This window comes from Sodalis glossinidius str. 'morsitans' (genome assembly GCF_000010085.1).
GTDB lineage: Bacteria > Pseudomonadota > Gammaproteobacteria > Enterobacterales > Enterobacteriaceae > Sodalis > Sodalis glossinidius.
In genome coordinates this window covers 2,686,902-2,711,857 of sequence record NC_007712.1, presented here as the reverse complement: position 1 = coordinate 2,711,857, position 24,956 = coordinate 2,686,902, and the positions used below count along the sequence as shown (strand labels likewise).

Annotated in this window: 24 protein-coding genes, 1 tRNA gene and 5 pseudogenes; 20 read left to right on the top strand and 10 right to left on the bottom strand. The window is 53.1% G+C overall.

Features of this window, described 5'->3' with window-relative positions:
- Positions 1-27 precede the first annotated feature (27 nt).
- The 4 genes and pseudogenes from rcsB to SGP1_RS14360 all read right to left on the bottom strand — a co-directional run bounded on the left by rcsB (position 28) and on the right by SGP1_RS14360 (position 4,909).
- Positions 28-678 (bottom strand): response regulator transcription factor RcsB, encoded by a 651-nt coding sequence (gene rcsB / locus SGP1_RS14375; RefSeq protein WP_011411400.1) that lies wholly within the window; start codon positions 676-678, stop codon positions 28-30.
- Between the two features lie 8 nt (positions 679-686).
- Positions 687-3,380: a phosphotransferase RcsD gene (gene rcsD / locus SGP1_RS14370; RefSeq protein ID WP_011411399.1), complete on the bottom strand. Its 2,694-nt coding sequence runs from the start codon at positions 3,378-3,380 to the stop codon at positions 687-689.
- Between the two features lie 24 nt (positions 3,381-3,404).
- A pseudogene (locus SGP1_RS14365) lies at positions 3,405-4,457 on the bottom strand (MFS transporter).
- Between the two features lie 215 nt (positions 4,458-4,672).
- Positions 4,673-4,909, bottom strand: a complete 237-nt coding sequence (locus SGP1_RS14360) for a DUF4186 family protein (protein WP_050747705.1) — start codon at positions 4,907-4,909, stop codon at positions 4,673-4,675.
- Between the two features lie 691 nt (positions 4,910-5,600).
- On the opposite strand from SGP1_RS14360, the gene SGP1_RS14355 reads away from it, so the two are divergent.
- The 9 genes and pseudogenes from SGP1_RS14355 to SGP1_RS14325 all read left to right on the top strand — a co-directional run bounded on the left by SGP1_RS14355 (position 5,601) and on the right by SGP1_RS14325 (position 12,686).
- Positions 5,601-6,734, top strand: a complete 1,134-nt coding sequence (locus SGP1_RS14355) for a porin (RefSeq protein WP_011411398.1) — start codon at positions 5,601-5,603, stop codon at positions 6,732-6,734.
- Between the two features lie 786 nt (positions 6,735-7,520).
- A complete protein-coding gene (locus tag SGP1_RS33850) occupies positions 7,521-7,778 on the top strand; it encodes a glutathione S-transferase C-terminal domain-containing protein (protein WP_050747704.1) in 258 nt (85 codons plus the stop codon).
- A 104-nt stretch (positions 7,779-7,882) separates the two neighbouring features.
- The gene (locus SGP1_RS33845) at positions 7,883-8,236 is read left to right on the top strand and encodes a hypothetical protein (RefSeq protein ID WP_243466324.1); all 354 of its coding nucleotides are present in this window, start codon (positions 7,883-7,885) and stop codon (positions 8,234-8,236) included.
- Positions 8,118-8,399, top strand: a complete 282-nt coding sequence (locus SGP1_RS33840; RefSeq protein WP_050747703.1) for an ABC transporter substrate-binding protein — start codon at positions 8,118-8,120, stop codon at positions 8,397-8,399. The genes SGP1_RS33845 and SGP1_RS33840 overlap by 119 nt, the downstream gene beginning before the upstream one ends.
- A 4-nt stretch (positions 8,400-8,403) precedes the next feature.
- Complete coding sequence (locus tag SGP1_RS33835) at positions 8,404-8,541, top strand: ABC transporter substrate-binding protein (protein WP_243466035.1); 138 nt, start codon at positions 8,404-8,406, stop codon at positions 8,539-8,541.
- Complete coding sequence (locus tag SGP1_RS35225) at positions 8,525-8,650, top strand: hypothetical protein (RefSeq protein ID WP_279379391.1); 126 nt, start codon at positions 8,525-8,527, stop codon at positions 8,648-8,650. Before SGP1_RS33835 ends, SGP1_RS35225 begins: the two co-directional genes overlap by 17 nt.
- 462 nt (positions 8,651-9,112) lie before the next feature.
- A pseudogene (locus SGP1_RS14340) lies at positions 9,113-10,060 on the top strand (LysR substrate-binding domain-containing protein).
- A 1,036-nt stretch (positions 10,061-11,096) separates the two neighbouring features.
- Entirely contained in the window at positions 11,097-11,645 is a 549-nt protein-coding gene (pagP, locus tag SGP1_RS14330) for a lipid IV(A) palmitoyltransferase PagP (RefSeq protein WP_424141174.1), read from the top strand.
- A gap of 188 nt (positions 11,646-11,833) precedes the next feature.
- Positions 11,834-12,686 (top strand): annotated as a pseudogene (locus tag SGP1_RS14325) (D-alanine--D-alanine ligase family protein).
- A gap of 32 nt (positions 12,687-12,718) precedes the next feature.
- Here SGP1_RS14325 and SGP1_RS14320 read toward each other — a convergent pair.
- Together SGP1_RS14320 and SGP1_RS14315 are read right to left on the bottom strand one after the other, a co-directional pair.
- Positions 12,719-13,048 (bottom strand): LysE family translocator, encoded by a 330-nt coding sequence (locus tag SGP1_RS14320; protein WP_050747702.1) that lies wholly within the window; start codon positions 13,046-13,048, stop codon positions 12,719-12,721.
- A 303-nt stretch (positions 13,049-13,351) separates the two neighbouring features.
- Complete coding sequence (locus SGP1_RS14315; protein WP_011411396.1) at positions 13,352-14,002, bottom strand: SOS response-associated peptidase family protein; 651 nt, start codon at positions 14,000-14,002, stop codon at positions 13,352-13,354.
- A gap of 1,274 nt (positions 14,003-15,276) precedes the next feature.
- On the opposite strand from SGP1_RS14315, the gene SGP1_RS31995 reads away from it, so the two are divergent.
- From SGP1_RS31995 to SGP1_RS24440, 8 genes and pseudogenes are all read left to right on the top strand, one after another.
- A complete protein-coding gene (locus SGP1_RS31995; RefSeq protein WP_198408788.1) occupies positions 15,277-15,648 on the top strand; it encodes an enolase C-terminal domain-like protein in 372 nt (123 codons plus the stop codon).
- 310 nt (positions 15,649-15,958) lie between these two features.
- Entirely contained in the window at positions 15,959-16,321 is a 363-nt protein-coding gene (locus tag SGP1_RS24445) for an MFS transporter (RefSeq protein WP_050747701.1), read from the top strand.
- A gap of 86 nt (positions 16,322-16,407) precedes the next feature.
- Positions 16,408-16,977, top strand: coding sequence for an MFS transporter (locus SGP1_RS33830; protein ID WP_158302403.1), 570 nt, complete (start codon positions 16,408-16,410; stop codon positions 16,975-16,977).
- Positions 16,978-17,034: 57 nt separating this feature from the next.
- The gene (locus SGP1_RS14300) at positions 17,035-17,589 is read left to right on the top strand and encodes an SDR family oxidoreductase (RefSeq protein WP_243466034.1); all 555 of its coding nucleotides are present in this window, start codon (positions 17,035-17,037) and stop codon (positions 17,587-17,589) included.
- Positions 17,574-17,988: pseudogene (locus tag SGP1_RS33825) on the top strand (dihydrodipicolinate synthase family protein). Before SGP1_RS14300 ends, SGP1_RS33825 begins: the two are co-directional and overlap by 16 nt.
- Before the next feature lie 207 nt (positions 17,989-18,195).
- Positions 18,196-18,414 carry a hypothetical protein gene (locus SGP1_RS33820; protein ID WP_243466033.1) on the top strand — a complete coding sequence of 73 codons (219 nt, stop codon included), beginning with the start codon at positions 18,196-18,198 and terminating at the stop codon, positions 18,412-18,414.
- Positions 18,401-18,547: a hypothetical protein gene (locus SGP1_RS33815; protein WP_243466032.1), complete on the top strand. Its 147-nt coding sequence runs from the start codon at positions 18,401-18,403 to the stop codon at positions 18,545-18,547. Before SGP1_RS33820 ends, SGP1_RS33815 begins: the two co-directional genes overlap by 14 nt.
- 3 nt (positions 18,548-18,550) lie before the next feature.
- On the top strand, positions 18,551-18,835 hold the full coding sequence (locus SGP1_RS24440) for a GlcG/HbpS family heme-binding protein (protein WP_243466031.1): 285 nt from the start codon (positions 18,551-18,553) through the stop codon (positions 18,833-18,835).
- A 98-nt stretch (positions 18,836-18,933) separates the two neighbouring features.
- Here SGP1_RS24440 and SGP1_RS14285 read toward each other — a convergent pair.
- From SGP1_RS14285 to SGP1_RS27755, 3 genes and pseudogenes are all read right to left on the bottom strand, one after another.
- Positions 18,934-19,010: transfer RNA gene (locus SGP1_RS14285), tRNA-Pro, on the bottom strand.
- A gap of 78 nt (positions 19,011-19,088) precedes the next feature.
- Positions 19,089-20,864, bottom strand: coding sequence for an LPS biosynthesis-modulating metalloenzyme YejM (gene yejM, locus SGP1_RS14280; RefSeq protein WP_011411395.1), 1,776 nt, complete (start codon positions 20,862-20,864; stop codon positions 19,089-19,091).
- Positions 20,865-20,888: 24 nt separating this feature from the next.
- A pseudogene (locus tag SGP1_RS27755) lies at positions 20,889-21,115 on the bottom strand (YejL family protein).
- Between the two features lie 182 nt (positions 21,116-21,297).
- Here SGP1_RS27755 and yejK point away from each other — a divergent pair.
- The 3 genes from yejK to SGP1_RS24435 all read left to right on the top strand — a co-directional run bounded on the left by yejK (position 21,298) and on the right by SGP1_RS24435 (position 24,396).
- On the top strand, positions 21,298-22,302 hold the full coding sequence (gene yejK / locus SGP1_RS14270; protein ID WP_011411394.1) for a nucleoid-associated protein YejK: 1,005 nt from the start codon (positions 21,298-21,300) through the stop codon (positions 22,300-22,302).
- A gap of 743 nt (positions 22,303-23,045) precedes the next feature.
- The gene (locus SGP1_RS14265; protein WP_041867036.1) at positions 23,046-23,864 is read left to right on the top strand and encodes a hypothetical protein; all 819 of its coding nucleotides are present in this window, start codon (positions 23,046-23,048) and stop codon (positions 23,862-23,864) included.
- 166 nt (positions 23,865-24,030) lie between these two features.
- Positions 24,031-24,396 carry a hypothetical protein gene (locus SGP1_RS24435; protein WP_148203521.1) on the top strand — a complete coding sequence of 122 codons (366 nt, stop codon included), beginning with the start codon at positions 24,031-24,033 and terminating at the stop codon, positions 24,394-24,396.
- Positions 24,397-24,573: 177 nt separating this feature from the next.
- Here SGP1_RS24435 and rplY read toward each other — a convergent pair whose 3' ends face one another.
- Positions 24,574-24,858, bottom strand: coding sequence for a 50S ribosomal protein L25 (rplY, locus tag SGP1_RS14255; RefSeq protein WP_011411392.1), 285 nt, complete (start codon positions 24,856-24,858; stop codon positions 24,574-24,576).
- Positions 24,859-24,956 lie beyond the last annotated feature (98 nt).

The following is a 24,956-nucleotide window of genomic DNA, read 5'->3' as shown; positions in this document are numbered from 1 at the left end:
TGCCGCGCGTCCGATATAAAGGCAGGTTTAATCTTTGTCGACCGGCGCCATGCTAACCGACGACAGATAATTCAACAGCCCGATATCATTTTCCACGCCCAGTTTGAGCATGGCCGATTTTTTCTGGCTGCTGATGGTTTTGATACTCCGATTCAGTTTTTTGGCGATTTCGGTCACCAGAAAACCTTCGGCAAACAGCCGCAATACTTCGCTTTCCTTAGGCGACAGGCGTTTATCACCGTAACCGCCGGCACTGATGCGTTCCAGAAGCTTAGCGACGCTCTCGGGGGTGTACTTCTTGCCTTTTTGCAGCAAGGCCAGCGCTTTCGGCAGGTCGGTGGGCGCGCCCTGTTTCAACACGATGCCGTCGATATCCAATTCCAGCACCGCACTTAAAATGGCCGGGTTATTGTTCATGGTCAGGACGATAATCGCCAGGTGAGGATAATGACGCTTAATGTATTTGATAAGCGTAATGCCATCGCCATATTTTTCACCCGGCATGGAGAGATCCGTCACCAAGACATTCGCATCCAGCTTGCCAAGACTGTTAATCAGGGCGGTGGAATCCTCGAACTCGCCGACCACGTTGACCCATTCAATTTGTTCTAAAGATTTCCGAATGCCGAACAGGACGATCGGATGGTCATCGGCAATGATGACATTAAGGTTGTTCATAGTTATGGCTACCTTGCATGCTGCAGCATTTTAGTGACAAAAATATCAATTTGGTGGATCTCGGATCCTATCTTCGATACATCGTGTTGTTTAATGTAAAACTCAAGAGATTCACAAGCACGTTTACCCGGCCCCAGGCCGAGCATCGCGAACACCCCTTTCAGACGATGAGCGGTTTGCGCCAGCGCATTCAGGTCGCCGCTTTCCGCTTCAGTATACAACCTCTTTACGTCATCGGGTACTGTCTCAACGAACAGGGCATAATAGTCACTGTCCTGTAACCGGTTTTGGTACCCGCCGTCGCTTATTGGCTCGCCGGTCGCCTGATCCCGCTCATCTTCCGGCTCCGCCAGCCGCTGCTCGATCAGCGGCAACATCGCCTCAAGCATCGGCGCGCTGAAATTGTAATTTACCTTCATACGCCGGGTAGTCAGCGCCATGACCCCCTGAGCGTCTCCGTCCAGCAACAGCGCATAATCTTCCATGCGCGCCGGGTCATCCGTCATCAGCAAATCATGCTCTTGGCCGAGGTAATGTTCATCAACATAAACGCACTCGGCACCCCATTGTTCCAGCATGGCGCTGACAATGGTGCGTATTTCTTCGTTATGAATGTCAAGCAAAACTAATGTGTCATGCAGTAGTTTTTCGGCTTCCTCGCCGTCTTCGCCCTCAAGCGGGGCCAGCGGCAGACTAAGGCTATACCGCGTGCCGATATCCACCCGGCTTTGTATCGTCAGCCGCCCGCCCATTCGACGGCAGAGCTGATCGCACAAAAACCAGGTAAGTCCCGAACCGCGCTGATACCGGTCTTGCTGCGCCGGGCTGACAAACGGCTGGCTGAGATTGGCCAGTTCTTGCTCGCCGATGCCGCTGCCGGTATCGCTGAGGGTGAAGGTTATAGCGCCGCCGGCGTCATCATTGCTTACGCGCAAGGTAATTTTACCGAAGTGGGTGGTGGTGGTGGCATAATCAAGAATCAGCGCGATCACTTTGCGGACAGCCTCTGCGTCGCCCGAATAGCAGCGCTCGAACGGCGGCAGGTAGTGATGAAACAGCCCCAACCCTTTTTGACTTAAAAGTGGTAAACGGTCACGCAACACATCGTCGCACAATTGGTGCAGGTTAAAAGGTGCGCTGGCCGGTTGCCACTCTTGCAGCTCCAGGCGGGTGAGCAACTGCAAATTATCGGTCAGCCCCATCAGCCGTGACGATTCCTGACGCAATTGCGCCAACAGCGTCGCCTGCTGGTCCTCCTGAACGACCGTGATACGCTCTACCAGCTGGCCGATAGCGGCCAGAGGAGCGTTCAATTCCTGCTGGATGTTGTTAAGTATTGCCCGCCGCGCTTCGTGATTTTTATCCAATTCCCGCTGGGCCTGCTGCAACTTTTTATTGACCAACACCTCTTTGTCCTGGTCCAGCAATTGGAACAGCCAGGTCTGCGGCGAGAGCTGGCTTTTGAACATACGAATTTCATACATTTCATTGTTCACCGTGGCCTGAATGACGCCCTGATGCCTCTCCCCCAGATTGGCGATTTTTTGTAAGCTCAGGTGCGGCAGCAGGTGATCGGCGATCTTATTGCTCGCCACCAGGGTGTTGTCGCTGAAATTATAAATCAGCAGACCCAATGGCAGATTGGCGATCACTTCCTGTCCCAGCGTTTGATGAGATTTAAGCTGTTGCACCATATCGATATTGGGCCGTAGCAAATTTTTGCGCACCAGATAAATACCGAGCAAGGAAAAGGCAATCAGCAACAGATCGATGAGCACCAGACACAGATTATTATGCAGCAGGTCCAGCGCCAGGCTGATAAGCGATACCCGGTAGGTCATGGACAGCGGCGCATTGGATAACGGCGCCGTGATTTCAAGCATGGCGCTGTTCATCCGGCTGAAGACGCGCGGCGCCTGGGCGCCGTCCATGTCGTCGTCATCCACGTTGCCGTCGGCGGCGCGATTAAGCACGAAATTGGCGCGCGCCATATTAAGCGGAATAATATCGTTGATTGGCAAATCAAAGGCGATGATGGTAGCCAAATGGCCGGGCTGATTGAAAATCATGCGCTGGGTAAAATAGTAGTCGTTAAGAAACCGGTATTTGCGCAGGGGAGAGAAACTCTCGCGTTCATCCAGGATATTGGCCTGTTGCAGCATTTCACTGCGGCGTGAATCCACCAGCGAGCCGATATAGCTGTCGCGAAAGCGGGGATTTGTTTCGCGCAGCGGCTGCGTGGAGATGAGCGTCAGACTGTTATCGCTGCCGTTAAGATAATACAGCGTGAAGCTGTTATTTTCCGCTCCCCACAGCACATCAAGATAGCGTGACATCGCTAGCGCGTGGGTGTAGGTTGCGCTTTCATGACTGCCGAAAATCATCGTATCGGTTTTCTTATGCGGCTTGTCGACAAAATACACGCCCGGACGCAGCCGCACCTCCTGCGTGCCGTTTGGCTGCAGCGCCAGCGCGTCGTTTTTGCCGGAGGCATCGTAAAGCTGATAGGCGGCGACGCGGTATTTGTCGATGCGTTTTTGCATGGCGCCGGCAATGGTGCTCAGACTATGCTGTTTTTCCACCACATAGGTACTGAAAACCTGATAACCCAGGACCCACAGCGACAGCAGCAACAGCAGAATAAACACCAGAAAACCGCGCAGCAGCGCGGTGGAGGTTAACGCGATTTTTTTAATTTGCATAATGGGCCTGGCTATTATTGTCCTTTAATGGGTCACGCGGCGCGCGCTGGCGCTGGCCACCAGTAATAATACCGCTACACAGCAAAAGAGACATACAGGCTGTCAAATGGACGATGAAGCCTATCAGGGCAGGGTCTGTAAGGATACCGGCATAGCCCACCCCGGAAATGGCCGCCAACGCCAGGTGGGGCGGCATATCCCGCTGATCGCCCACGACGCTGAACAGCAGCGGCACCAGGTTGGTGGCGCCAAAGCCCAGCAGCAGAAAGCTGAGCAGCGTCACCGTTGGAACGTCAATGGCGATAGCCAGCAGCAAGCCCGCTGCGGCGCACAGACTGCTGCCCAGTAACATGCGAAAGCGGCCGAAGTCATTGATAAGCTTGTCGCCACACAGCCGGCCGAGGGTCATGCTGATGCAGAACAAGGTATAGCCCAGGCCGCCGGCCGAGCTGTTCATGCCCTGTTCATGAGTAAGAAACAGGGCGCTCCAGTCCAGCATAGTGCCTTCCGTTAAAAACAGAATGAAACCCAGTAAACCGATCGCCAATACCCGTCCGTGGGGACGAACGAACAGCGGTGCGCTCTGATCCTCGTCCGTCACGGTCAGTAGCTGGCCGGCGGCCAGCGCCAACAGGACCAACAACACCGCCACGATAACCAGTACGCTCGCCAGGGGCGTCAGCGCACAGGCCAGCAGCGTGCTGACCAGACCGGCGCCGGCAATACCGCCGAGGCTGAAAAAACCGTGAAAGCTGGACATAATGGCGCGGCCGCTGGCTTTTTCCACTGCCACCGCCTGAATGTTCATTGTGATATCCAGCGTGCCCAGTCCAGCCCCGCGCCGAACAGCAGCAGCGTCAGCAGCGGCACACTCTCAAGCTACGCCAGCAGCGGCAGTGTCGCTCCCAGCACGCAGGCTGCCGCGATGATGGGCCGTTTGCAGACCAGCCGGTGCGCGCAAGGTGCCGCCAGCGGCGCCCGGGTGGACATCGCAAAACCAGCGATAAAAAACACCACGCGGGTGGCGATACGCACCGGATAGGTGGGGCGCAAAACTGAGGGCAGGGCAATGGTCATAATAGTAGGCCGCGAGCTTGAGTCCTGGTGTAAAACGCGACCCTAATGGGCCGCACAAAGGGGTTATGGTGCAACACGCGCCGGCAGGGGCCGCCATAAAACGGGTGCCGCCATAGGCGACGGGAGGCCTGCCTGCACCGGTGCCAGGCCGCACGTCCTGATGCCTATCTTCCAGGTAACGGGGCGCGAGATGCTGCCGGGATTATCCCGGCGGCTCACGCTTGACCGCCGCTGCCGCGACGTTCCAGCCACGGGGTTTGTTTCCCGTCTTTGGCCGGGAACACCGGTGCCAGCCGGCTGGCGATGAAATCCCGCGCGTGGTCCAGGATGACTGTCATTCCTTTGGCGTGCATATAGTCGTTATCGCGCGGGTTAAGGGAGAAACGGCGCCGAAAGGCTGATTGCTGCAGGTGCTGCCATATCTGCTCTTTGTCCCTCGCGTCTTGGGTCATTTTGGTACCTCGCCCAGGCAGGCCGCCTGCTTTATCTGCACAGGGCGCACAGTGTAACACGCCATGCGCTGGCACACGATGGACAGAAAGGAGACAATTTGCGCCGTTCACTTCATTGTACCACCGCAGGATAAGCTGGTATGAATCGGCGTGTGAGGAAAATAAATGAATCCCTGCGCTGAAATAAGACGCATGGGAAGGAAGATAATAAATAGTTAATTTATTTATTATTAACTTTTTTAAATATATTTTATCACTAAAAAATATTTTTATTCTCGTTGTTATTCTCGATCTCTCTCACAGTCTCGCTAAAAAATAACCATGCATGGAGAAAATGAAAGGAGATTTTTATAGGGTATGCCGGGGGTTTATATTGCGTTTCTTACGGAGCATATCTGGAGAAATTTTATTAATGTAATGTTTTTAAAGTCTTTTTCTTTTTGGTTGATGCTATCCATTAGTCAGTTAATATGGTGATTTTATTATTTTTTATATTATTATTATGTATATATATTGCTTGTTGCCATTCAATGGCTTGAAAGGTCAAAATTCATCGAGTATGATTCCTCCGTTAGTTCAATATTCCGATCTATCAGTGACATCAAGATCTGTTGAATGCTCGTTTTTATTTGGGCCTTTGCGGATATCAAATTATTAGTGGCGAAATATAATAAACATAGAGGGTATTAACATGAAACTACAGTATCTGTCTGTGCTCGCTTCGGCTATGGTAATGGCAGGTAGCGCTGGGGCAGCCGAAGTTTATAATAAAGACGGCAATAAACTGGATCTGTTCGGTAAACTCAACGGCATGCGCTATATGTCTAGTGATGATGCTAAAAACGGCGATCGTTCTTTCATTCATTATGGCTTCAACGGGGAAGCCCAGCTTAGCGAAGGTATTACCGGTTTCGGTACCTGGGAGCAAGAAGTCGGACTGAGCCACGCCGAAAGCGGAGGCGCGAAAAGCAACTTCACCCGCCTGGGTTTCGCCGGTATCAAATTCGCCGATGCGGGCAGCATTGACTATGGCCGTAACTACGGCGTGCTGTATGACGTCGGCGCCTGGACCGATATGATGCCGGAATTCGGTGCTGATACCACCGTAACCGACAATTTCATGACCGGGCGTGCCAATGGCGTGTTCACCTATCGCAATACCAATTTTTTCGGAATGGTCGACGGCCTGAACTTTGCGCTGCAGTATCAGGGCAAAAACGACACCAAGGAGGATGAGAAAGGTAGGCGTGGCTTAAAAGGTGGGCGTGGCTTAAATGAGGCGAACGGTGATGGCTACGGACTGTCCGTAACTTATGATTTGGGGAACGGTGTTTCCGCCGGTGCCGCCTATACCAGCAGTAATCGCACCTTGGGGCAGCGTATGTTGAACAGCGCGCGTAATAATAAGGATAAAAGGGCTGAAGCTTACTCTTTGGGTCTGAAATATGACGCTAACAACCTCTATCTGGCGGCGCTGTACAGCGAAACTCGCAACATGACGCCCTACGGCGATTTCTCGGGCAACAAGGCGAAACACGGTTTTGCTGACAAGGCGCACAATCTTGAATTGGTCGCGCAATACGCGCTTGATTTCGGCCTGCGCCCCTCGGTCGGCTATCTGCAATCGCGGATTGACGGCGATTATCAGGGCAAAAGCCAAACCATCAAGAAATACATCGAAGTGGGCGCCAGCTATAACTTTAACAAGAATATGCTGGCCTTCATTGACTATCGCATCAATCTGCTGTCCAAAAACGACTTCACCCGTGACACGCAGATATCTACTGACAATATTTTAGCAATGGGCATGACGTACATGTTCTGATGCGTCTGTTGATGTAGAGAATAAGGTGTTAAGAAACGGGGCGTACGGTGTGACAGTCAGCCCCGTTGTTTGGTAAGAGATACAGTCCTTCGCCTTATGCGGCGAAGAGGCCAGCGGTAAAGTGGTGCCTGCGTGCAGGATTGCCGCGTGGGTAAGGGAGGTGATGGGGCAAACCGGTGTTAACGATGGCGTTGATTAATCAGCGCTTTTTTGCGAATTTGTTTGACCGCTTTAATTAGCGAAAATACGGCAAAGCCGAGCAAGACGGCTATGAGAATCAGATTCGTTATCTTCTTTGCTCTCCTTTTGTCCTGAAAGGGGGCTATTATCGGTAAGGAAAGAGGGCAGGGTAATAGGATGATTCCGCAAGCGGTAGCGCGTCTTTCCCAACGCCTGCCTGCGCGCCTCTGAACTTTCTGTCGCGTCGGTTTGTGATTGTCTTTTGGTTATACAATACTTTATTCTGCTCAAGTTCCCCCCATTGCCGACAGTATGCCCTATGTACTTATTGAGAACGTCACCGGCCTCGCCGATCAACTGACAATCGAGCCGGCGGACGTCAATAATTCCCACATAGTCTTTTACAGCAAAATCAATTAGGCAAGATCCCGACGCTTATCACACCGGAGGGGCAGACCCTGTTTGATTCGCTGGTGATTATTGAATTTCTGGATGCCAAAGCCAGTGGTGGCGTGCTGATCCCAAAAGGCTATGCCCGCTGGGAGGCGCTACGCCCGCAGGCGTTGGCGGATGGTGGTTTGATGGATGCGGCGCTGTTGGTGGTGTATGAAGATCATTACCGCCCGGAGGACGAACGTTCCCCGGGATGGGTGGCGCGCGCTCGACTATGCCGAAAGTCATTATACGCTTACCCCGGTCGCCGAGACGTTGCATGTGGGAGAAATTGCGCTGGCCGCGGCGCTGGGCTACCTCGATCTGCGCTTTGAAGGCGCCTGGCGTCAACGCTATCCGAAACTGGTCACCTGGCTTACTCTGTTTCGTCAGGCGTTACCGGCTTTTGACGCCACCGGTCGGCAGCCGTAGTTGCCCCTATCAGCGCCTGCCAGCGGGGGTGTCCGTTGGTGGGTTAAGCTGCGTACCCGGTTGCCGGGCGCGCAAAGTTTTATTGCAAACAAGGAAAATAGGCTATGTCGAACCATTGGCTGTCGAAATGGGTGGCCCTGGCCGCCGCCGCAGTTTGGATGGGATCCCTTTGCGCTCTGGCGGTTGCCGCCCCGGCGCCCGTCAAGGTCACTTTCGTCCAGGAGTGGCCAGTAGCGGATGGCTTCTGGATCCCCTGGAGGTTGGGTATCAGTAAAGGGTTCTATCGCGAGGAAGGTATCGATCTCAATGTGGTGGTGCCGCCAACCGTTCGTGCCGATAATGAAATTCCTCGGTACCGGCCGGGCGGATGTCGCTTTTACCACCGTTATGGACATTATTTTCGCCAAAGAGCAGGGCGCGCCGATGATTTCGATCGGTCGCTATGGCACTGGCAATAACTGGGGTATTTTCACCCCGGCATGTCAGCTGGTCACGCTGGCGCAGCTTAAAGGCAAGCGCATCGGTATCTATAACGATGCCTGGACGAAAGCGCAGCTGTCGTTGATGTTAAAAAGTGCCGGTATGACGTTGGACGGTATCCAGATGGTCGCGGCCGCCTGAATTTATGCCTGCGACCCTGCATGGGGTGCCCGATACGCCTATTTTCATGTTCGCCGGTAATCAGCGCTGGCTGGAAAAGAATCCACAGTTGGCCAAGGCGTTCATGCGCTCAACGGCGCGAAGCGGTGCGCTATGCCATTGAGCATCCCGATGAAGCTACCGCTGCCTTCGACGCGAATTTTGTTAAACAGCAGTGGCATGAAACCATGCAGGTGCTGGGCGCGCCTGGCGTGATTTGCTTGACGCGGTGACCTCGCTCGGTATTGTGAAAACCACGTTGCCGGTAGACGCTTATTACACCAACGAATATTTATCACAGGGACAGTGATAACCCCCGCCGGCGCCGGTCTTCTGGACCGCGCCGGCAGTACGCCGCAGAGGCTGTTTATCCCCTCGCGCCGACGCGAGAGGCCTTTCACCAGGCAGGCGGCTGATCCGTTACTCGCTACCGTGGTTTTGCCGCCGTAACGAGCCGAACGCCAAAGGGTCTCCTGAACGGGCGTGCGGCCCTGCGATGCTTACACTGCTGACTTCCATCGTTGTTGCGCTGAGCATCAAGGAGCGGAAAGTCGGCAATGTTATGCGGTCACCGCATGGCATAAGTACATTTTTTTCTTAGCATTAAAATGTATAACTTACATCTTTTTTATTTGTCGATTATATGTAACGTTTGTAGAACTGTATGCTCCAGAGAACAACAGGAGTGAACAGGCGTGAACTTTCAGCAACTGCGTATTATCCGCGAGTCAGCGCGCTGCAACTATAATCTGACCGACGTTGCGAGCATGCTTTTCACTTCGCAATCGGGCGTCAGCCGTCATATCCGCGAACTCTAGGATGAATTGGGGGTGGAAATATTCATGCCGCGGTAAACTTTTGATTGGCATGACGGAGCCGGGCAAGACGCTGTTGTCGGTTGCCGAGCGTATCCTCAATGAAGCCAACAATTTCGCCGGATTGCTAATGTGTTTGCCAACAAGGATTCCGGTGAGCTCTCTATCGTCACCACGCATACCCAGGCGCGTTACAGTTTGCCGGTGTCATCAAAAACAATTCCGCGAGCTGTATCCGTGGGTGCTGTTGGTACTCAATCAGGGCAGCCCTGAGGAGATCGTCGCCATGCTGCAATCCGGCGATGCTGATGTCGGCATAGTCAGCGAGAAATTAATGACCGAAGAGCAACTGGCGGCCTTTCCTTATTACCACTGGCATCACGCGGTGCTGGTTCCGGAAGAACATGAGTTGACCCGTGCCCCTGAACTCACACTTGAGACGTTAAGCCGCTACCCGCTTATTACCTCCGACACGGCATTACCGGCCGTTCGCGGCTGGGTGTGGCCTTTCAGGCGGCAGGGTTGCAGCCGGAAGTCGTGATAAGCGCTCAGGATTCGGACGTAATCAAGACTTACGTCGAACTAGGGCTGGGCCTGCTGGCGGACATGTCTTATAACCGCGAAAGAGATGCCGGCTTGGTGAGTCTGAGCGCAGAACACTTGTTCGAGGCCAACACCGTCTGGCTGGGGGTAAAACGCGGCCAATTACAGCGTAAATACGCCTGTCGCTTCATTCAGCTCTGCAATCCGCAATTGACGCTAACGAAAATTGAAGAAGCCGTATTTGCTACCGCTGCCCCAGCCGCCGCGCTCGATTATCAAATCTAGCGTACAACCCAACAGCGTAAGCCGGCTTGCGGACCGTCTTTTTCGCGGCGGCGGCCAGGGATGAATGGTATTGTGATAATTATCACTGTTAACAAACTCGGACTAATCCTATAATTGCTCATCCTTTACAGAGCTAACGCCATGAGTCCCTCATGAGTCCGGAAAGGATAACCGTCGCACGCCCCGTGATATGGGTTTTTTTCTAGCAGAAAAGCGCATCGGCAACTCACCTCCTCGCAAGAGGGAGTACAGCAAAGGTCGTCGGTGCGCTTCTCTGTCACCTCCTGGCTCATCATGCGCATCTAAGCGTACATCACCGAAACAAACCCGATGATGGTGAGTGCCAGTCCAATTAAAAAAGCAATATCGTTGGTATGCATAACATAACCTCCGTGCTATCACTTTTGCTTCATTATCAATATCATGGTCTCGACTGGCGTGACGCGCTTTCCATTTTGATGAAAAGTCGCGCATTTGTCTGTATTGGCGCTTGGCGCAGGCCCGTTCCACCTCTTTGGATGAACATGAGCGACGCTCGCGAAGGCCATCTTGACAGCCATCCTCACCTGACTCAAGGCGCTAACGGCGGCGTGCGCCTGAAAATCCCTCGTAATGGAGTCCTTCGGCACTGGCCCGCGCAACGCTCGCATTTCCACTATGGCAATCCTGTTCCTTTGTACCTTGTGAAATTCAACCTTATAATGAGGCTACTAATCAATTTGGCCAGCAGGGCAGCGATGATTGCACTGAGTCGTGCAGTATAGGGTATAGCGCCACGGCTGTCTTTTTTCAGCAAACCTGCTTTTGGGCAGCGATGCCCGTGCGTTGCGCGTTTAAGAGGGGGCGAGTGAAGCCGATCCCGGTGGGCTTGACGGCCGTCGGCGCGCGGTTTAAACGCTGTTTTTATTAGCATAAATATAATGCGTTAATTTATTTTTTCTCTGGTAGTGATTTGCTTTAACTATGCTGAAAAAGACAATGCATCAAGAAAGTCTGTAAGGAGTGGTTTGTGCGGTTGTTTTATCAACGTATTTCTCTGTTAATCAGTCTGTGTGGTTTTTTCTCTGCGGCGTGGGCGAGCGATGTCCAGCCGGCTTCATCAACGGGGCTGTGGCAACGCTTTACGCAGAATGTGGCTGAAACCTGGCATCACTCTCCCCACCAGGATCTTTATGTGCCGGCCATTACCTGGCATAACCGTTTCACTTATGACGACGAGCATATCCGCCGTTACAATGAACGTCCCTGGGGCGCCGGTTATGGTATCTCACGTTATGACGAGAAGGGAAACTGGCACGCCATTTACTTGATAGCCTTCAAGGACTCGTTCAATAAATGGGAGCCCTTCGGCGGTTATGCCTGGGAAAAGCAATGGCGTCCTTTCGACCGCTATCAGGACATCCACTTTGGCGCCGGTTTTACCGCTGGGGTGACTGCCCGCGATAACTGGAAATACATCCCTGTCCCGGCGCTGCTGCCGTTGGCATCGGTCGGCTATAAGCAATTGACGTTCCAGGCCACCTATATTCCCGGTACTTATAACAACGGCAATGTGTTCTTTGCCTGGCTGCGCTACCGTTTCTAGACACTCCCGTCAGCCCACGCGGAGTCTCTTATGGAAAAAGCGTTTGCTCCCGCCCGGCGGCTTTGTATACTCAGACCCTATTGCCGCCCGTGGCGCGACAGAACCTATCGCGCTTGATGTGCCTGCGCCAGCCGGCTGCGTCGGGCCGGGTAACGAGTCGGCGTTATTCTTTTCTGGGGGAACAGAAGATGGCGAAAATACGCGTCGGGGTGATTTTCAGTGGTCGTTCGGCGGAGCACGAAGTGTCCCTTCAGTCGGCGAAAAACATTGTCGACGCCATTGATCGGAAACGCTTCGATGTTGTGCTGCTGGGCATCGATAAACAGGGGAGCTGGTATCTGCATGATGCCGCAAATTACCTGTTGCACGGCGATGATCCCTCCCGAATTGCGCTGATCGGCAGCACGCGGGAAATAGCCTTGTTGCCCGGCCGCCGACAGCATCCGGTTCGAGCAGGTTAGCGCCTCTCTCGGACTGCCTCTGTTTGTCAAACCTGCCAACCAGGGGTCGTCGGTGGGCGTATTCAAGGTCACCGACCGGGAAAGTTTTGCCCAGGCAATAGCGCTGGCGTTTCGTTTCGATCATAAAGTGCTTGTGGAAACCACTATCGCCGGTCGTGAGCTGGAGTGCGCCGTCCTGGGTAACGATGAACCCGAGGCCAGTCTGTGCGGCGAGATCGTGCTGAGCGACAGTTTCTATTCCTATCACACCAAATACATTAACGAGACGGGAGCGCAGGTAGTGGTGCCGGCCGCCATCAGCCAGGCTGTCAGCGATAAAATCCGCCACACCGCGCTGCGGGCATTCACAGCACTTAACTGTGCCGGCATGGCGCGGGTGGATGTTTTCTTGACACCCGATGGTAAGGTGGTGGTCAATGAGGTGAATACCCTGCCGGGGTTTACCAATATCAGTATGTATCCAAAACTGTGGCAGGCGAGCGGCCTAGGTTATACCGATCTCATCACCCGTCTCATCACGCTGGCGCTTGAGTGCCACCGTCAGGATCAAACGCTTGCCTGCGGTGTTTATCGTCGGTAATAGCGGTGGTAAGACCCTGTTGGGGTAGCAGGCTATTGACGGCCGCCGAGTGCCAATTTGCAGGCCAGACTGGCATAAACCGACGCCAGCAGGTAGCGCGGCCAGCTTGCGGGGCGGCGCTCAGGGTAAACAAAGCCGTTGCCGATATGGCTGGCGGTGAGGACCACAATCCTGTTCACCACCAATCCGATAGCGTTGAGCACCGTCGCCATCAGCATAATCTGTAGTGCCACCGATCCTGCCTGTGGTTGCACAAATTGCGGAAACAACGCTAAAACAAACAGCACCATTTTGGGATTGAGCAGGTTAGTCAGCAGGCCCTGACGGAAAATCGCGCCCCTAGCTAAGGCTGCGTGAGGCAATGAGCAGCATATCCGGCCCCGGCGTCAACGTCTCAGACAGGCCCCGGAAAATAACAGCAAGGAGGAAGTGATCAACATCCCGTTCTCTCGCAAGGCAGGTCAGGCGAACAGCATAAGAGCGTCGGGGAGGGAACTCAAGCCACATGTTACACCTGGCAAGCGACGGCGCCCGCACCTGTCGCCGGCCAATGCGCGGCCAGAAAACCGGTACGTCAGTGTTATCCCCGCCGCCAAAATTGCCGCAGCCTCAGCGCACATTATATCGCGCGCGGCCTCAGATCACCCGATCGTTAATGGGCTGAATCAACCGCGGGCTGTCATTGTAAATATTGCCGACAGCTGAGGAAACCGGATGCCAGGCAAAGGCCTCCGACGGCAGCGCGGTGGTTTCCGCCAGGGCCTTGGTGGCATCGATATCAAGCGCAGGATCAAGCCATTGCCGCGCGCCTGTGTGAGTCTACCAGCCCACACTCCCCCGGGCCCGGTCAACAAAACGACACCGCTGTCCTCTTGCGTGTCAGAAGAGGTCGGGTTGAAACGGCCGAGCGCGGCAAAAAACAGCGGCCGCCGCGCGGCGTGATAAATGTAATAAGGCTGTTTGTGTTCCACATGACGATGATCGGTGCTCCATTCATACCAACCGTCGGCCAGAATCAGCGCGCGACCACAGTGCCATAGCGGTTTGAATAGCCGGCTATAGGGCGCGGTTTCCGCGCGGGCGCTCACCATGGCGGGCTGATGATGCTTTCTCGCCCAAGGCGGATGATAACCCCAGGTAACCGCCTCCAGGTGCAGCTCTGCATCGCGCTGATTCACTACTAACGCCTGGCTTCCCGGCGAGATGTTGTAGCGACCGTTAGGCAAGGTATCCTCTGATGCCCGGCACGCCAGCGGAGAATTCAGCGCGGCCAAATAGTCCGAACGCGCTTCATATTGGGCAAAACGTCCGCACATACTGTGTCTCCTGTTTTGTGCTAACAACAGCATTAAGTATAGATGAAGCCCGCCGAAAAAAGAAAATAGATTCCAATTATTGAAAACGGGACACCGGTGGGAGGGCGTGGGAATAGTCAGTACAGCGACGTAGGGCTACAGATTTCGCGAAGTGCGGCGAGGGGTTTCTGGGACCATCGACCCCGCAACTCCTCTGCGGTGGCCCGTCAGGGAGAGATACTTGGGCGCTAGTCTGGCGAAGTAAACGTTTTCAATTAGCGCCCCGATTGAGCCCCCTCAGCAGTAAAACTCAGGACGTTCACGCGCACCACGGGGTAAGCCTCAACGGTCCAGCCGTTCTGTTAAACGCTAAAATGAGGTGCGCCTGTGAGCGTACCTTTATAAATTTATATTAATTTCAAATAGTTAAACTATTTATCGTGAACGTTATCACAAATCCAGCACGGATATATTGTCCGTAGTAAAAATCTCGAATACTTTGCCGATTCGAGTTAGCAAAATTTCATTATTCTTCGTTTATCCATAGTGTTTCAAGTCCCGTTTTACATGTGATGTAACAGAGCAGGCTGTTTACCGTGAAGCTGAATGACGCACCGGCGCGGGAAGGCAAACATTTCCTCAGCCTTGTCCAGTACATATCAAGCTAAGGGGGAGAATCATGTCGCATAAAATCAGCAAAATATAGGTACATCTCGTTTCTCTGCCCGCCGCAGCCGGACGATGCCACGCGCAAAGTCGAATCAGTAGGTTACACCGTGGTCAGAATTACCACTGATCAGTGCCTTGAGGGGTTCGGGCTGAAGTATCATGAGGTGGGCGGGGAAGCCACCAAGGCCCTCATTTTGAAAAATTTCGCCCCTAAACTCCTCGGTAGCGACCCCTTTGCCACTAAAGTGCTGTGGGCAATTTTTCCATTATCTGCGTGGCGTGGGCCGTAAAGGCTTGACCTTCGGCGCCTTAAGCGCGGTGGACACGGCGCTGTGGGATCTCAAAGGCAAGATGACCGGTCTGCGCTGTTCCGCTTGCTCGGCGGCACGAAAACTTCGGTACCGGTCTATGCCAGCGGAGGGTGGACGTCTTTCAACGACGATCAACTTTGGCGCAAGGGTATCAGAAAATAAAGGTCAAACTGGGCGTGGAAGGGGGCACTCGACCCCGGCGCGATATCGAATGGATACGGAAAGTCCGTGAGGCCATCGGACCAGATATTTATCTCTTTGAAGAGCCGGTATTTGCCGATGACATTACTGGCCTGATTCAAACGCGGCACCGATATTCCCCTTGGTACCGGCGAGCATGAATATACTAAATTTGGCGTCAGGGATTTAGTCATCAATGACGCGGTGGATATCGTACAAGTAGATGTGGCGCGCATGGGGGGCTACACGGAGATATTAAAAGCGGCCGCCATCACTCAGGCATGGAATTTAAAGTTTGCGCCCCATGCGATGGAACATATGCATAGCCATCTGGTCAGCGCATTACCCAATGCCTTGTTTCTTGAAAGATTTATGATGTTTGAGGATATTACCAACAATATCTTTATCGATCCGCCTATGCCCAACAAAGGCTATCTTGCGGTGCCCGACGCACCGGGTTTAGGGCTGCGCCTGAATATGGACTTTATTCACGATAATGAGGAGTAGCTTTTTCGTTTGGGGGTATAAAACAGACAGGTTGTGGCGACACGACGTCGATGTTCCGGGCAACGCCCTTTGCCGCCAGCCCCTGGTATTTAGGGGAAGTAACGCAGACATCGCGGCGTTTGAATATGAGGACAGCAGTATACGCTTACGTGAAATGACCCTCATTAGCATAGCTGTTTACTGATGATTATCTTTAACCCTCCCGGAATGTGATTTTAGCGTAGGCGAGCATCAGTATCAGAGAAGAGTTGCGCCCCTCATTCTTGGCCGTTACAAGAATGACACTATAGCGATAATAAAGGAATGCATAATGAATACATTAGCTTCTGTTGCCAGTAAACGCACTGATGATATCGAAAGCAAAGTCGTTAAAAAAATAATGATAAAGATATTGCCATTTTTGATGCTGGGTTATTTTATTGCATTTATGGATCGTGTCAATATTGGCTTCGCCGCAGTACAAATGAATGAATCTTTGGGCTTTACCTCGGCTGTCTATGGCGTGGGGACCGGTATATTTTTCATTGGCTATTTCCTGTTTGAAGTACCCAGTAATTTAGCTATGCACCGCTTTGGCGCCCGCGTTTGGATTGCCAGAATTATGATAACCTGGGGCTTGATCTCCGGGCTGACCGCTTTTATCAGTGGCGAATATTCATTTTTCATCATCTGATTCTTGTTAGGCATGGCTGAAGCCGGATTCTTTCCAGGCGTCGTTTATTATTTCTCCTATTACTGCCAGCTAAAAACCGGGCTAAAGTGCTCAGTGTCTTCTACCTGGCGGTGCCTTTCGCCGTGGTATTCGGTTCGCTCATCTCAGCACCCCTGCTCATGATGCATGGATTGGGGGGACTAGGAGGTTGGCAATGGCTGTTCATTATTGAAGCCCTTCCGGCAGTTATCCTAGGTATCTACCTGTTTTTCCGCTTAAAAGATAAACCTGAGCAGGCCACCTGGCTTGACGACGAAGAAAAAGCCTGGCTGACCGTCACGCTCGATAACGAGAAAGCCAATCTGGCTACGCCTGGCCAGCACCGCTTGGGCCAGGTGTTTGCCGATCCGCGCGTCATTAAAATGAGCCTGGTTTATTTCGGCATGAATTTCGCCGGCATTGGCTTGATTATGTTTCTACCGCAAATCGTGGCGGGCTTTGGTTCGGCCCTCTCCTGGGTGGGGATAATTGCGGCCATACCTTACTTTGTCGCCAGTGGGGGGGCCAGGGTGGCGGCGTTTGCCCAGAATATCCAGCAGGAAAGACGTGAAAAAGCCCTCGGCGAGCACGAGAATTCTCCGCATCTGGCGTTCTATCAGGTGGATATTACCCTTTAGGAGAGCGTCCGCCGTGCGCTTGATGATATCGAGCAAAAATGGGGTACCCCTGACGGATTGGTCAATAACGCCGTGATTGATACACAGCCCAGCGCGCCGCCGGAGGTATCCGGACCGTTTGAACATTTCCCGGCCGCGGTGTTTCGCAAAGTGGTGGAGGTCAATTTGGTCGGCACCTTTTGGGTCACTCAACAGGTGGACGCCCGGATGAAAGCGGCGGGAAAAAAAGGGTCTATCATCAATGTTGGATCCATTTATGGTGTGGTATCGCCTGTACAGGACATTTATAGCTATAAAAAAGAGGACACCAGCGTGCCCTTTATCAAGCCGGTGGCCTATTCCGCTGCCAAGTCGGGTATTTACAACTTTACCCGCTATTGCGCGACTTATTGGGGACGGGACGGCATACAGGTTAATACCCTGAAGATTTCCGGTGTGGCACGGCCGGATCAGGATCCGCGTTTTCAGAAAAATTATACCGCCCGTATGCTGATCGGCCGCATGGCCAACGAGGATGAATACAATGGAACGATAGTGTTTCTACTTTCCGACGCTTCGGTCTATATGACCGGCGCCAATGTGGTGGTCGATGAAGGATGGACAGCATGGTAAAGCACGGCCAGTGGGATAAATACCGGGGGATTATTTCGGCCATCGTGACGCCGATACATGATGATGAGTCCATCAACGAAGACGCGTTGGCGTTGTTGGTTGCTCATCAATTAAAGCGGGGTGTGGAAGGCTTTTATTGCTGCGGATCGTCCGGCGAAGGTCCTTTGCTCAGCCTGGAGGAGAGACAACGCGTCTTGCGCACGCTGGTGGAGCAGGTTAACGGTAAGGTGCCTGTAATTTCCCACGTTGGCGCCGCCTTATTATTACAAATTCTCCAAATCGGAGATTATCGCTTATTATCGCAAAGTGCTGTCGGCGATAGCGATACCGGTCATTATTTATAATATACCGCAATTTACTGCGGTGGAGCTCGTACCGAGATGGCCGGGGCGTTATTAACCGATGAACAGGTGCTGGGGGTGAAGCACACGTCGCATAATTTATATTCTCTGGAACGGATGGCGGCGACGTACCCGGAAAAAATCTTTTTCAACGGTTTTGATGAAATATACTTATAGGCCTTAGCCGCCGGCGCCACCGCGACCACCGTCAATTTGCAACCCGAATTGTTTATCGCGGTGCGCGATGCTTTTCGGATGGGTATAGATGCCCGAGGCTCAGGCGTTGCAGCAGAAAATCAATACTGTCGTGGCGTTCATGGTGGAACGGGGGATTTTTCAAGCCGCGAAATGCCTGGCGGGGCGTAATCTGACCGAACTTGGGCCGGTGCGTGAGCTCTTTACCCCCCTGACGTCGACGCAGAAAAAGGAATTGGACGGGCTGTATCACCGTATCCAGGAGACTATCGCCCATGGCAAAGGCTAGCTCGGCTTTTAGTGCGCGCTATACTCTCAGCGATATCGCGGCGGTTAAGATGGTGGCGGATCTTCTTGAGTCGACGGCCTCCGACCCCGGTACGCACGGGCTGGCGGTGGCGGTCGTGGGCTGCTACGGCTAGCTGGTGGCGTTCGGCGCCCATCACCGCTGTCCGCCGCTGCCGCGGTTACTGGCCCAGCGTAAAGCCTATACGGCGCTCATGCTGCGGCGCAGTACCTGTCAGGTGTCCGAAGAGGTGCAGCGCGGCGCCATGGCTCTCGGGGTATTGAATGATGCCATGCTTTTGCCGATGCCGGGCGGTATGCCGATTCGTATGCAGGGGGCGGTCGTTGGCGCAATTGGCATCAGCGGCTTGCCGGTTGAGCAGGATATTGCGTTGGCTGAGTCTTGGGCACAACGCTTCGGCTAACGGAGAGGTTTGCCAACCAGCCGCCGTATATCGACGGCGAGCTAACGATAGACGAAAAAAACCAATCGCAGGCGATTGGTTTTTTTTGGGGATGAATTTGGTCGGCATGAGAGGATTCGAACCTCCGACCCCCGACACCCCATGACGGTGCGCTACCAGGCTGCGCTACATGCCGAACTCATGGGCGCTTATACTACCTGTTCTTGCTATGAATGCAATAGCCGACTCGAACGACTGCTTTAGTTTTAAGCGTTTAGTTGGCAATAAAGCGTTTTTCATTCGTCAGTACCTGCAGCAGCAGCGTCAGTTGCGGTTTTTGCTGGTACAACTCCTTACCATTGACGTCGAAAGTGCGGTAACTGCCGTTATTTTCCAGCAGCAGGGTTTCATGCGGCGTGGTAATAGCCAGCTGATGTTTGTCTGCGCTCAGCACCCAATCATTGCGGCGACGCGGAGCGAACAGATCCTCCCCTTGAGAGTAATCGCTGGCGCGATTGCTGGCATGCAGCAGACGCTGCATGAGCGTCACGGTGACGTCATTGTGGTTGGTCAGTTTCGTTACTACCTGCGCCGGCGTGCCGGGCCAATGTACCACCAACGGCACCTGCAGCTGCGCGTGGTTGAAACGGGTACCGCTCTCGCTCCGTCCTCTGCCATTATCATCTAATTCCACCCCGGTGGCGGCGGTGATGACGACCACCGTATTATCCAGATCGCCGCGTGCGCGCAGAGTATCCAGCATTTGCCCCAGGGTATTGTCCAGACGTTGCGCGCCTTGCTGATAGCGGCGGGTGAAATCCGGCGTGTTGGCCAGACCGCTGCTGACGTTGGTGCCGTTAAATGACACATAGGAGAACCAGGGCGATGCGCCACTGTAGCTGTCGCGCCATTGCTGCCACTGCCTGGCGGTTTGCACGTCCGTCTGCCTGACGGGCTCCGGCAACGTAAAATCGGTCAATAGCGCCTGACGATATAGCGGATCGCGAAAACCGTCGGAGGCAAACAGGCTGAGCTGGTATCCCTGTTTATTCAGCGCGTCCAACAGCGCCGAGGATTTGCGCGTGGCCAGGATTCCGTCTAGATAGGAGGCCGAAATGCCGTAGAACAGTCCGAACAGGCCGGTATCCAGCTGATTGCCGGTGCTATAGTGCTGCGCAAAACGCGCGTTTTGTTCGGCGAAGCGCTTTAGGGCCGGCATCTGCTGGTCCAGCGTGTCATTGCGCAGCATGCCGGTGGTGATAATGAGCAGGTTCAGACCGCTTCCTTTGTCGCTAAAGCTCACCGGACTCAAGGGGTATTCCACCGCTGCCGCCTCCGGGTTGCCCTGCTGGACCAGGCGCCGCTCAAAGGCCTGAGCATCAAGCAGGCCATGGCGCTCCAGAAAACGGCGCGCGGTCATCGGATAAGATAGCGGCAGATTGGCGCGTTGCATGGTAATAGGGCGGTAAAAATTCGCATCCGCCCAGATATAGGCCACATGCGAGGCGCAAAAGGCGCCAATAAACAGCGCGGTCACCGGTTTGCCGATGTTATAGCGATTGAGGCTGCGTAATTTTTGCCAGCTCCAAGTGCCAAACAGCATTTCCACCAGGAATATTACCGGAATACCGATAAACATCAGTTGCCAGTCACGGGCCAGCTCGGTCTGATACGGGTTTATCACCAGTTCCCACACCATCGGATTAAGATGTTGATGGAAACGGGTGAAGACCTCGCTGTCCACCAGCAGCAGCGTCAGCCCCGCGGTGGCGATGATGGCGGATAAAAGACGCAATAACCGTTGCGACATCACCACGAAAGTGAGGGGAAATACTACCAGCAAATACAATGTGAAGCTGAGAAAGCTGAAATGACCAAGCCAACTGGCGAACGCGTACAGCCGGCCCGCCAGCGAGCCGGGCCAGTCCGAGATGAACAAATAGCGACTGCCCAGCCCCAGGCTGAGCAGTATATTAAAAAGGGCGAACCAGTGACCCCAACTAATCATTTGGGATACTTTGTCACGGTAGCGCTGACTCTTTGTCACCATAGCTGTGTCTTGGCTTGTGCTTAATTAATGCGTGTCGGGAAGCGGCACCGATGCGTGCAGCGCGTCGGTGAACGATTTAACCAGCGTATTGCGCATCTCGGCGCGACGTGGGTGTTGATCACATGGGTGACCATATTCCCCAAGACCATTAGCACGAGATCAGTCGGCGTATGATGTTTTTCCAGTACTGCAGCCAGTTCGGCAAGCAGGACCTCTATCTGTTCGTCACTGTAACGGGATGCTTGTGGCATAATATCATCTACGTGGCCTGTCAAAGTCCGGTATCTTACCGTATCAACTCCCCTTTTTCCGCACTTTTATCGTTTCTAACCTTTGTAGCGTTTCAGCCTTCGGTCATGGCGGAGGCGACACAGTTGCAGCGGCGGGCGATTCGGTGTTTGAATACGCACCTGACCAGAATGGAGAATAGAACATGAGTCTGGATATCGACCAGATTGCTCTGCATCAAATGATTAAGCTCGATGAACAGACGCTAGAGCTGGTGCTGCGTGATACGCCTCTTGATGTCTCGCCGGCGGTGGAAGATATGATGGCCGAGCTGCACCGCGTATACAGTGCCAAGAGCAAGGCCTACGGCATTTTCACGCCCGAGAGTGAACTGGCGGACGCGGTACGCAGTTGCCGCCGGGGAAATGAAAACTTTCTTGCCTTCAGCCGCACCGCGACGGGGCGACTGCGCGATGAGCTGGCGAAATATCCGTTTGCCGAAGGCGGAACTGTCCTGTTTTGCCAGTATCGTTACCTGGCGGTAGAATATTTGCTCATCGCGGTGCTCGGTACCTGTCAGAGTATGCTGGTCAATGAACAGCTGGATATCAGCAGTACCCAGTACCTGGATATACACCACGCGGATATTGTGGCGTGCATCGATTTGACCGAATGGGAAACCCAGCCGGCTTCCACGCGTTATCTGACGTTTCTGAAAGGGCGCGTAGGACGGAAAGTCTCGGATTTCTTTATGGACTTTCTCGCAGCAGCCGAAGGGTTGGACACCAAGGCGCAAAACCGCGGCCTGCTGCAGGCGGTGGATGATTACTGCACCGATGCAGCGCTGGATAATCGCCAACGGCAAGAGGTTCGCCAGCAGGTACACAGCTACTGCAAAGAGCAATTGCAGGCCGGCGAGGATATTGCGCTGGTGGAACTTTCCGCCACTCTGGCGCCGGTGAGTGACAAAACTTTCCAGGCCTTCTCAAGCGAACAGGGCTATGCGCTGGAGGAAACGTTCCCAGCCGATCGCGGCACGCTGCTCCAGCTCACCAAATACGCCGGCAGCGGCGGAGGGGTAACGCTTAATTTTGATGCGCATTTGCTGGGCGAACGCATTTTCTGGGATCCCGCGACGGACACGTTGACGATTAAAGGAACGCCGCCGAATCTGCGCGATCAATTAACCCGTCGTCAGAACGGCAAATAACGCTCACAATACCTTAAATCACCGTTGACTATAGTACGGTGGTTTAAGGTGACGGCGCCCGCTAGCGTCCAGATAATTAATACATCAATCATTGGCCTGAAAGTGAATGATAGATAACGACTCCCGTACGTTTCCAGGCTGTTACGTTTTTGTTGCAATAGCGAATCGCGCTATGCTACCTTCGTGAAAAATAAATATCCCGGTATGTTGCTGGTTTTTTTACCTATTGCGCAGGCGATCCTGTGAATTATTTATCACACCCCTATTTTTTGGCTGGATAACTTTGGTTATAGAGGGTTTTTATTAGCAATTCAGATTTTTTTATTAATGCTCCTCGCCTTGGCTTGTTTAATCGTAATATGGAATTCAATAAATCCAGGAGGTGTGTAATGCCCATGTCATCAGTCGCACGGCAAAATAGTGTTGTCGGAAATTATTATAACTACCTTCATGATAAAAATAGAAAAGATACAACTATTGACCGCGAAGAACGGTCGCTACGCATGCATCCGGCCAGGGATGACGGTGCAGCTGGTCAAAGGATCTTGGCATTAATCAACGCGGCAAATGTCATGGAGACCCGGTGACCAATCCTCAGGCAAAGTAATATCATCAATTTACTTTCTCTGCTCTCGCTTATCAAGCCAGGCTACGGGATTGGCAGCCTGAATGCTGCGCCGGCAAATGTCGGCCATGTTGCAACCGCGCTGTCGGGTCAGTTGCCTCCTTCGGCGCAGGCCCCAATGCCGATCGAGTTTCATCTCCCGTTGCAGAGTACTGCGGATGTTAGTGTCCGGACACCGCTGCCCCGCGGTAATGTCCGGGCAAAACGGTCAGCTGAAGCAGGCTTGCATGAAAGAATGGATGATATGTTGATATTTCAAACCGCAGAAAATTCTTATCCCACCACGGTCGATGCCCTTAGAGAGTTATATCAATCTATTACGGTTATCAAAAACGAAAAAATGGCCAATGAAGTTTATGGCTTGTTATTTGTTGCCAAGAAAATTTTTCATCAGGCGGAATATTTACTTGCGGCGGCTAGGTTGGCGAAGGCGGATCTTGCTACTCATGAGGATTATATTAAGCAGAATAAATTTTCAGCCCGACATTTGCGGAAACTAAAAAACGTCTCAGAAGATTTACGTAATGATGTCGTCAAAGAGGCGTGGAATGTTTATCAGTTCTTTCGTATTTTTTCCACTATTGCCAAGTTTAAAAAGAGAATCGAAGCGATAATCAAAAAAATCAGTAAAACCTATGATCAAAAACACAGGGTGGCGGTGTCTGTTGTTGAGGAGGAATTAAGTAAGAATAGTCATGTTCTCGGCTTGACTGAACAGAAACTCAATAAAATTCGGATGATATTCAAGACGCCATCAGAGAGTATACTCAGTGAGATAAAGCACCTTATTATCAGGAAATCATCTCCCAAGGTCATCCTGGTATTGTGGTGCTGGCTCTCGCGCATAAAAACGTTCCGCTGCCTTCCGTACCGGGGGGAAGAGACGGAAAACACAGTTTTCCCTCCCTCATCGATAACGCTGACCAAGACTTTATGACTAAGGTTGTCGTACCTTACGAGGAGAAAGCGAAGAGCGCAGTGGAAAAAAGGGGCGGCGCCCCCTTAATGCAATTGGCGACCAGCGGCAGCGCGGCGGGAGCGGTAGCTTTAGGGGCCGGCACGGTTTATCTCCTCAACAAAAGGAAACCACAGCGGATGTGGCTTTGGAAACGGTGGAGGAGGCGGTGGTGGAAGATTTGGAGGTTGACGCCGTGGAAGCCGGGACGATAGTCGGCGGACCGGTGGCCTGGATTATCGCCCTGGCAGCTATTGAAGCGGCAAAAGAGGTCGGTGAAGTCCTTGTCGAAAGCGCTGTCGAGTCGGTGGGTGGGGCGGTAAGCGAAGCGCTGCAGGACGCGGTTGGCGCAGCGGTTAAATCCGCAGTCAGGGCTACGTCGTATGAGGCCATGACGGATGCAACCTGGATAACGGCCGGTGAGGCGGTGATAGACTCGGTGGTCGAGAAGATTAATGAAAGGGTGGAGGACGGGCTGTCGAACAAGCTGAAAAAACGGGTAAGGGGGCATTAAGAACGGCTGAGATCGATATGTGAAGGATAACGGCGGTTGTGAAGCGTTCGGAGGAAACCCACGGCAAACGCCGTTTGCGCGAACATGACGCTATCTGACAAGAATGCGATGGAAGGTGGGTTCGCGGAGTAAAAAAACGCCGCAGGGTGCGGCGTTTCTTCTTTCGACGTTACACACTTAGGCGCGAACGAAATCGATATGGGTCAGTTTCGGTTTGAACGAATGACGTTGCACTGCCTGTACCTTCACTTTGCTTTCTTTACCGTCGATCACCAGAGCCAGAACGTCGGTGTAAAAACCTTCTTTGGTCTGGGTGTTCAGAACGATATCGTGATCCAGCTCGATGGCGACCGGCGCTTTGGTGCCGCCATAAACGATAGCCGGAAACTTGTTCGCAAGACGCAGGCGGCGGCTCGCACCCTTGCCCTGGTCTTTACGGATTACAGCGTTGATAGTTAACATAATTTTTCTCAAAACCTGAAATTGAACCTGCTACAGGCGACCCAGCAGCAGGCAGGATAAACATGCTTGTCAATAAGCAGGCAGGATTTTACCGGAAT

Coding starts and splice junctions, on each gene's coding strand:
- rcsB (WP_011411400.1), bottom strand. CDS start 678: ATGAACAACCTTAATGTCATCATTGCCGATGACCATCCGATCGTCCTG.
- rcsD (WP_011411399.1), bottom strand. CDS start 3,380: ATGCAAATTAAAAAAATCGCGTTAACCTCCACCGCGCTGCTGCGCGGT.
- SGP1_RS14360 (WP_050747705.1), bottom strand. CDS start 4,909: ATGACCCAAGACGCGAGGGACAAAGAGCAGATATGGCAGCACCTGCAG.
- SGP1_RS14355 (WP_011411398.1), top strand. CDS start 5,601: ATGAAACTACAGTATCTGTCTGTGCTCGCTTCGGCTATGGTAATGGCA.
- SGP1_RS33850 (WP_050747704.1), top strand. CDS start 7,521: ATGAAGATCATTACCGCCCGGAGGACGAACGTTCCCCGGGATGGGTGG.
- SGP1_RS33845 (WP_243466324.1), top strand. CDS start 7,883: ATGTCGAACCATTGGCTGTCGAAATGGGTGGCCCTGGCCGCCGCCGCA.
- SGP1_RS33840 (WP_050747703.1), top strand. CDS start 8,118: ATGAAATTCCTCGGTACCGGCCGGGCGGATGTCGCTTTTACCACCGTT.
- SGP1_RS33835 (WP_243466035.1), top strand. CDS start 8,404: ATGCCTGCGACCCTGCATGGGGTGCCCGATACGCCTATTTTCATGTTC.
- SGP1_RS14315 (WP_011411396.1), bottom strand. CDS start 14,002: ATGTGCGGACGTTTTGCCCAATATGAAGCGCGTTCGGACTATTTGGCC.
- SGP1_RS24445 (WP_050747701.1), top strand. CDS start 15,959: ATGAATACATTAGCTTCTGTTGCCAGTAAACGCACTGATGATATCGAA.
- SGP1_RS33820 (WP_243466033.1), top strand. CDS start 18,196: ATGCCCGAGGCTCAGGCGTTGCAGCAGAAAATCAATACTGTCGTGGCG.
- SGP1_RS33815 (WP_243466032.1), top strand. CDS start 18,401: ATGGCAAAGGCTAGCTCGGCTTTTAGTGCGCGCTATACTCTCAGCGAT.
- yejM (WP_011411395.1), bottom strand. CDS start 20,864: ATGGTGACAAAGAGTCAGCGCTACCGTGACAAAGTATCCCAAATGATT.
- yejK (WP_011411394.1), top strand. CDS start 21,298: ATGAGTCTGGATATCGACCAGATTGCTCTGCATCAAATGATTAAGCTC.
- SGP1_RS14265 (WP_041867036.1), top strand. CDS start 23,046: ATGCCGATCGAGTTTCATCTCCCGTTGCAGAGTACTGCGGATGTTAGT.
- rplY (WP_011411392.1), bottom strand. CDS start 24,858: ATGTTAACTATCAACGCTGTAATCCGTAAAGACCAGGGCAAGGGTGCG.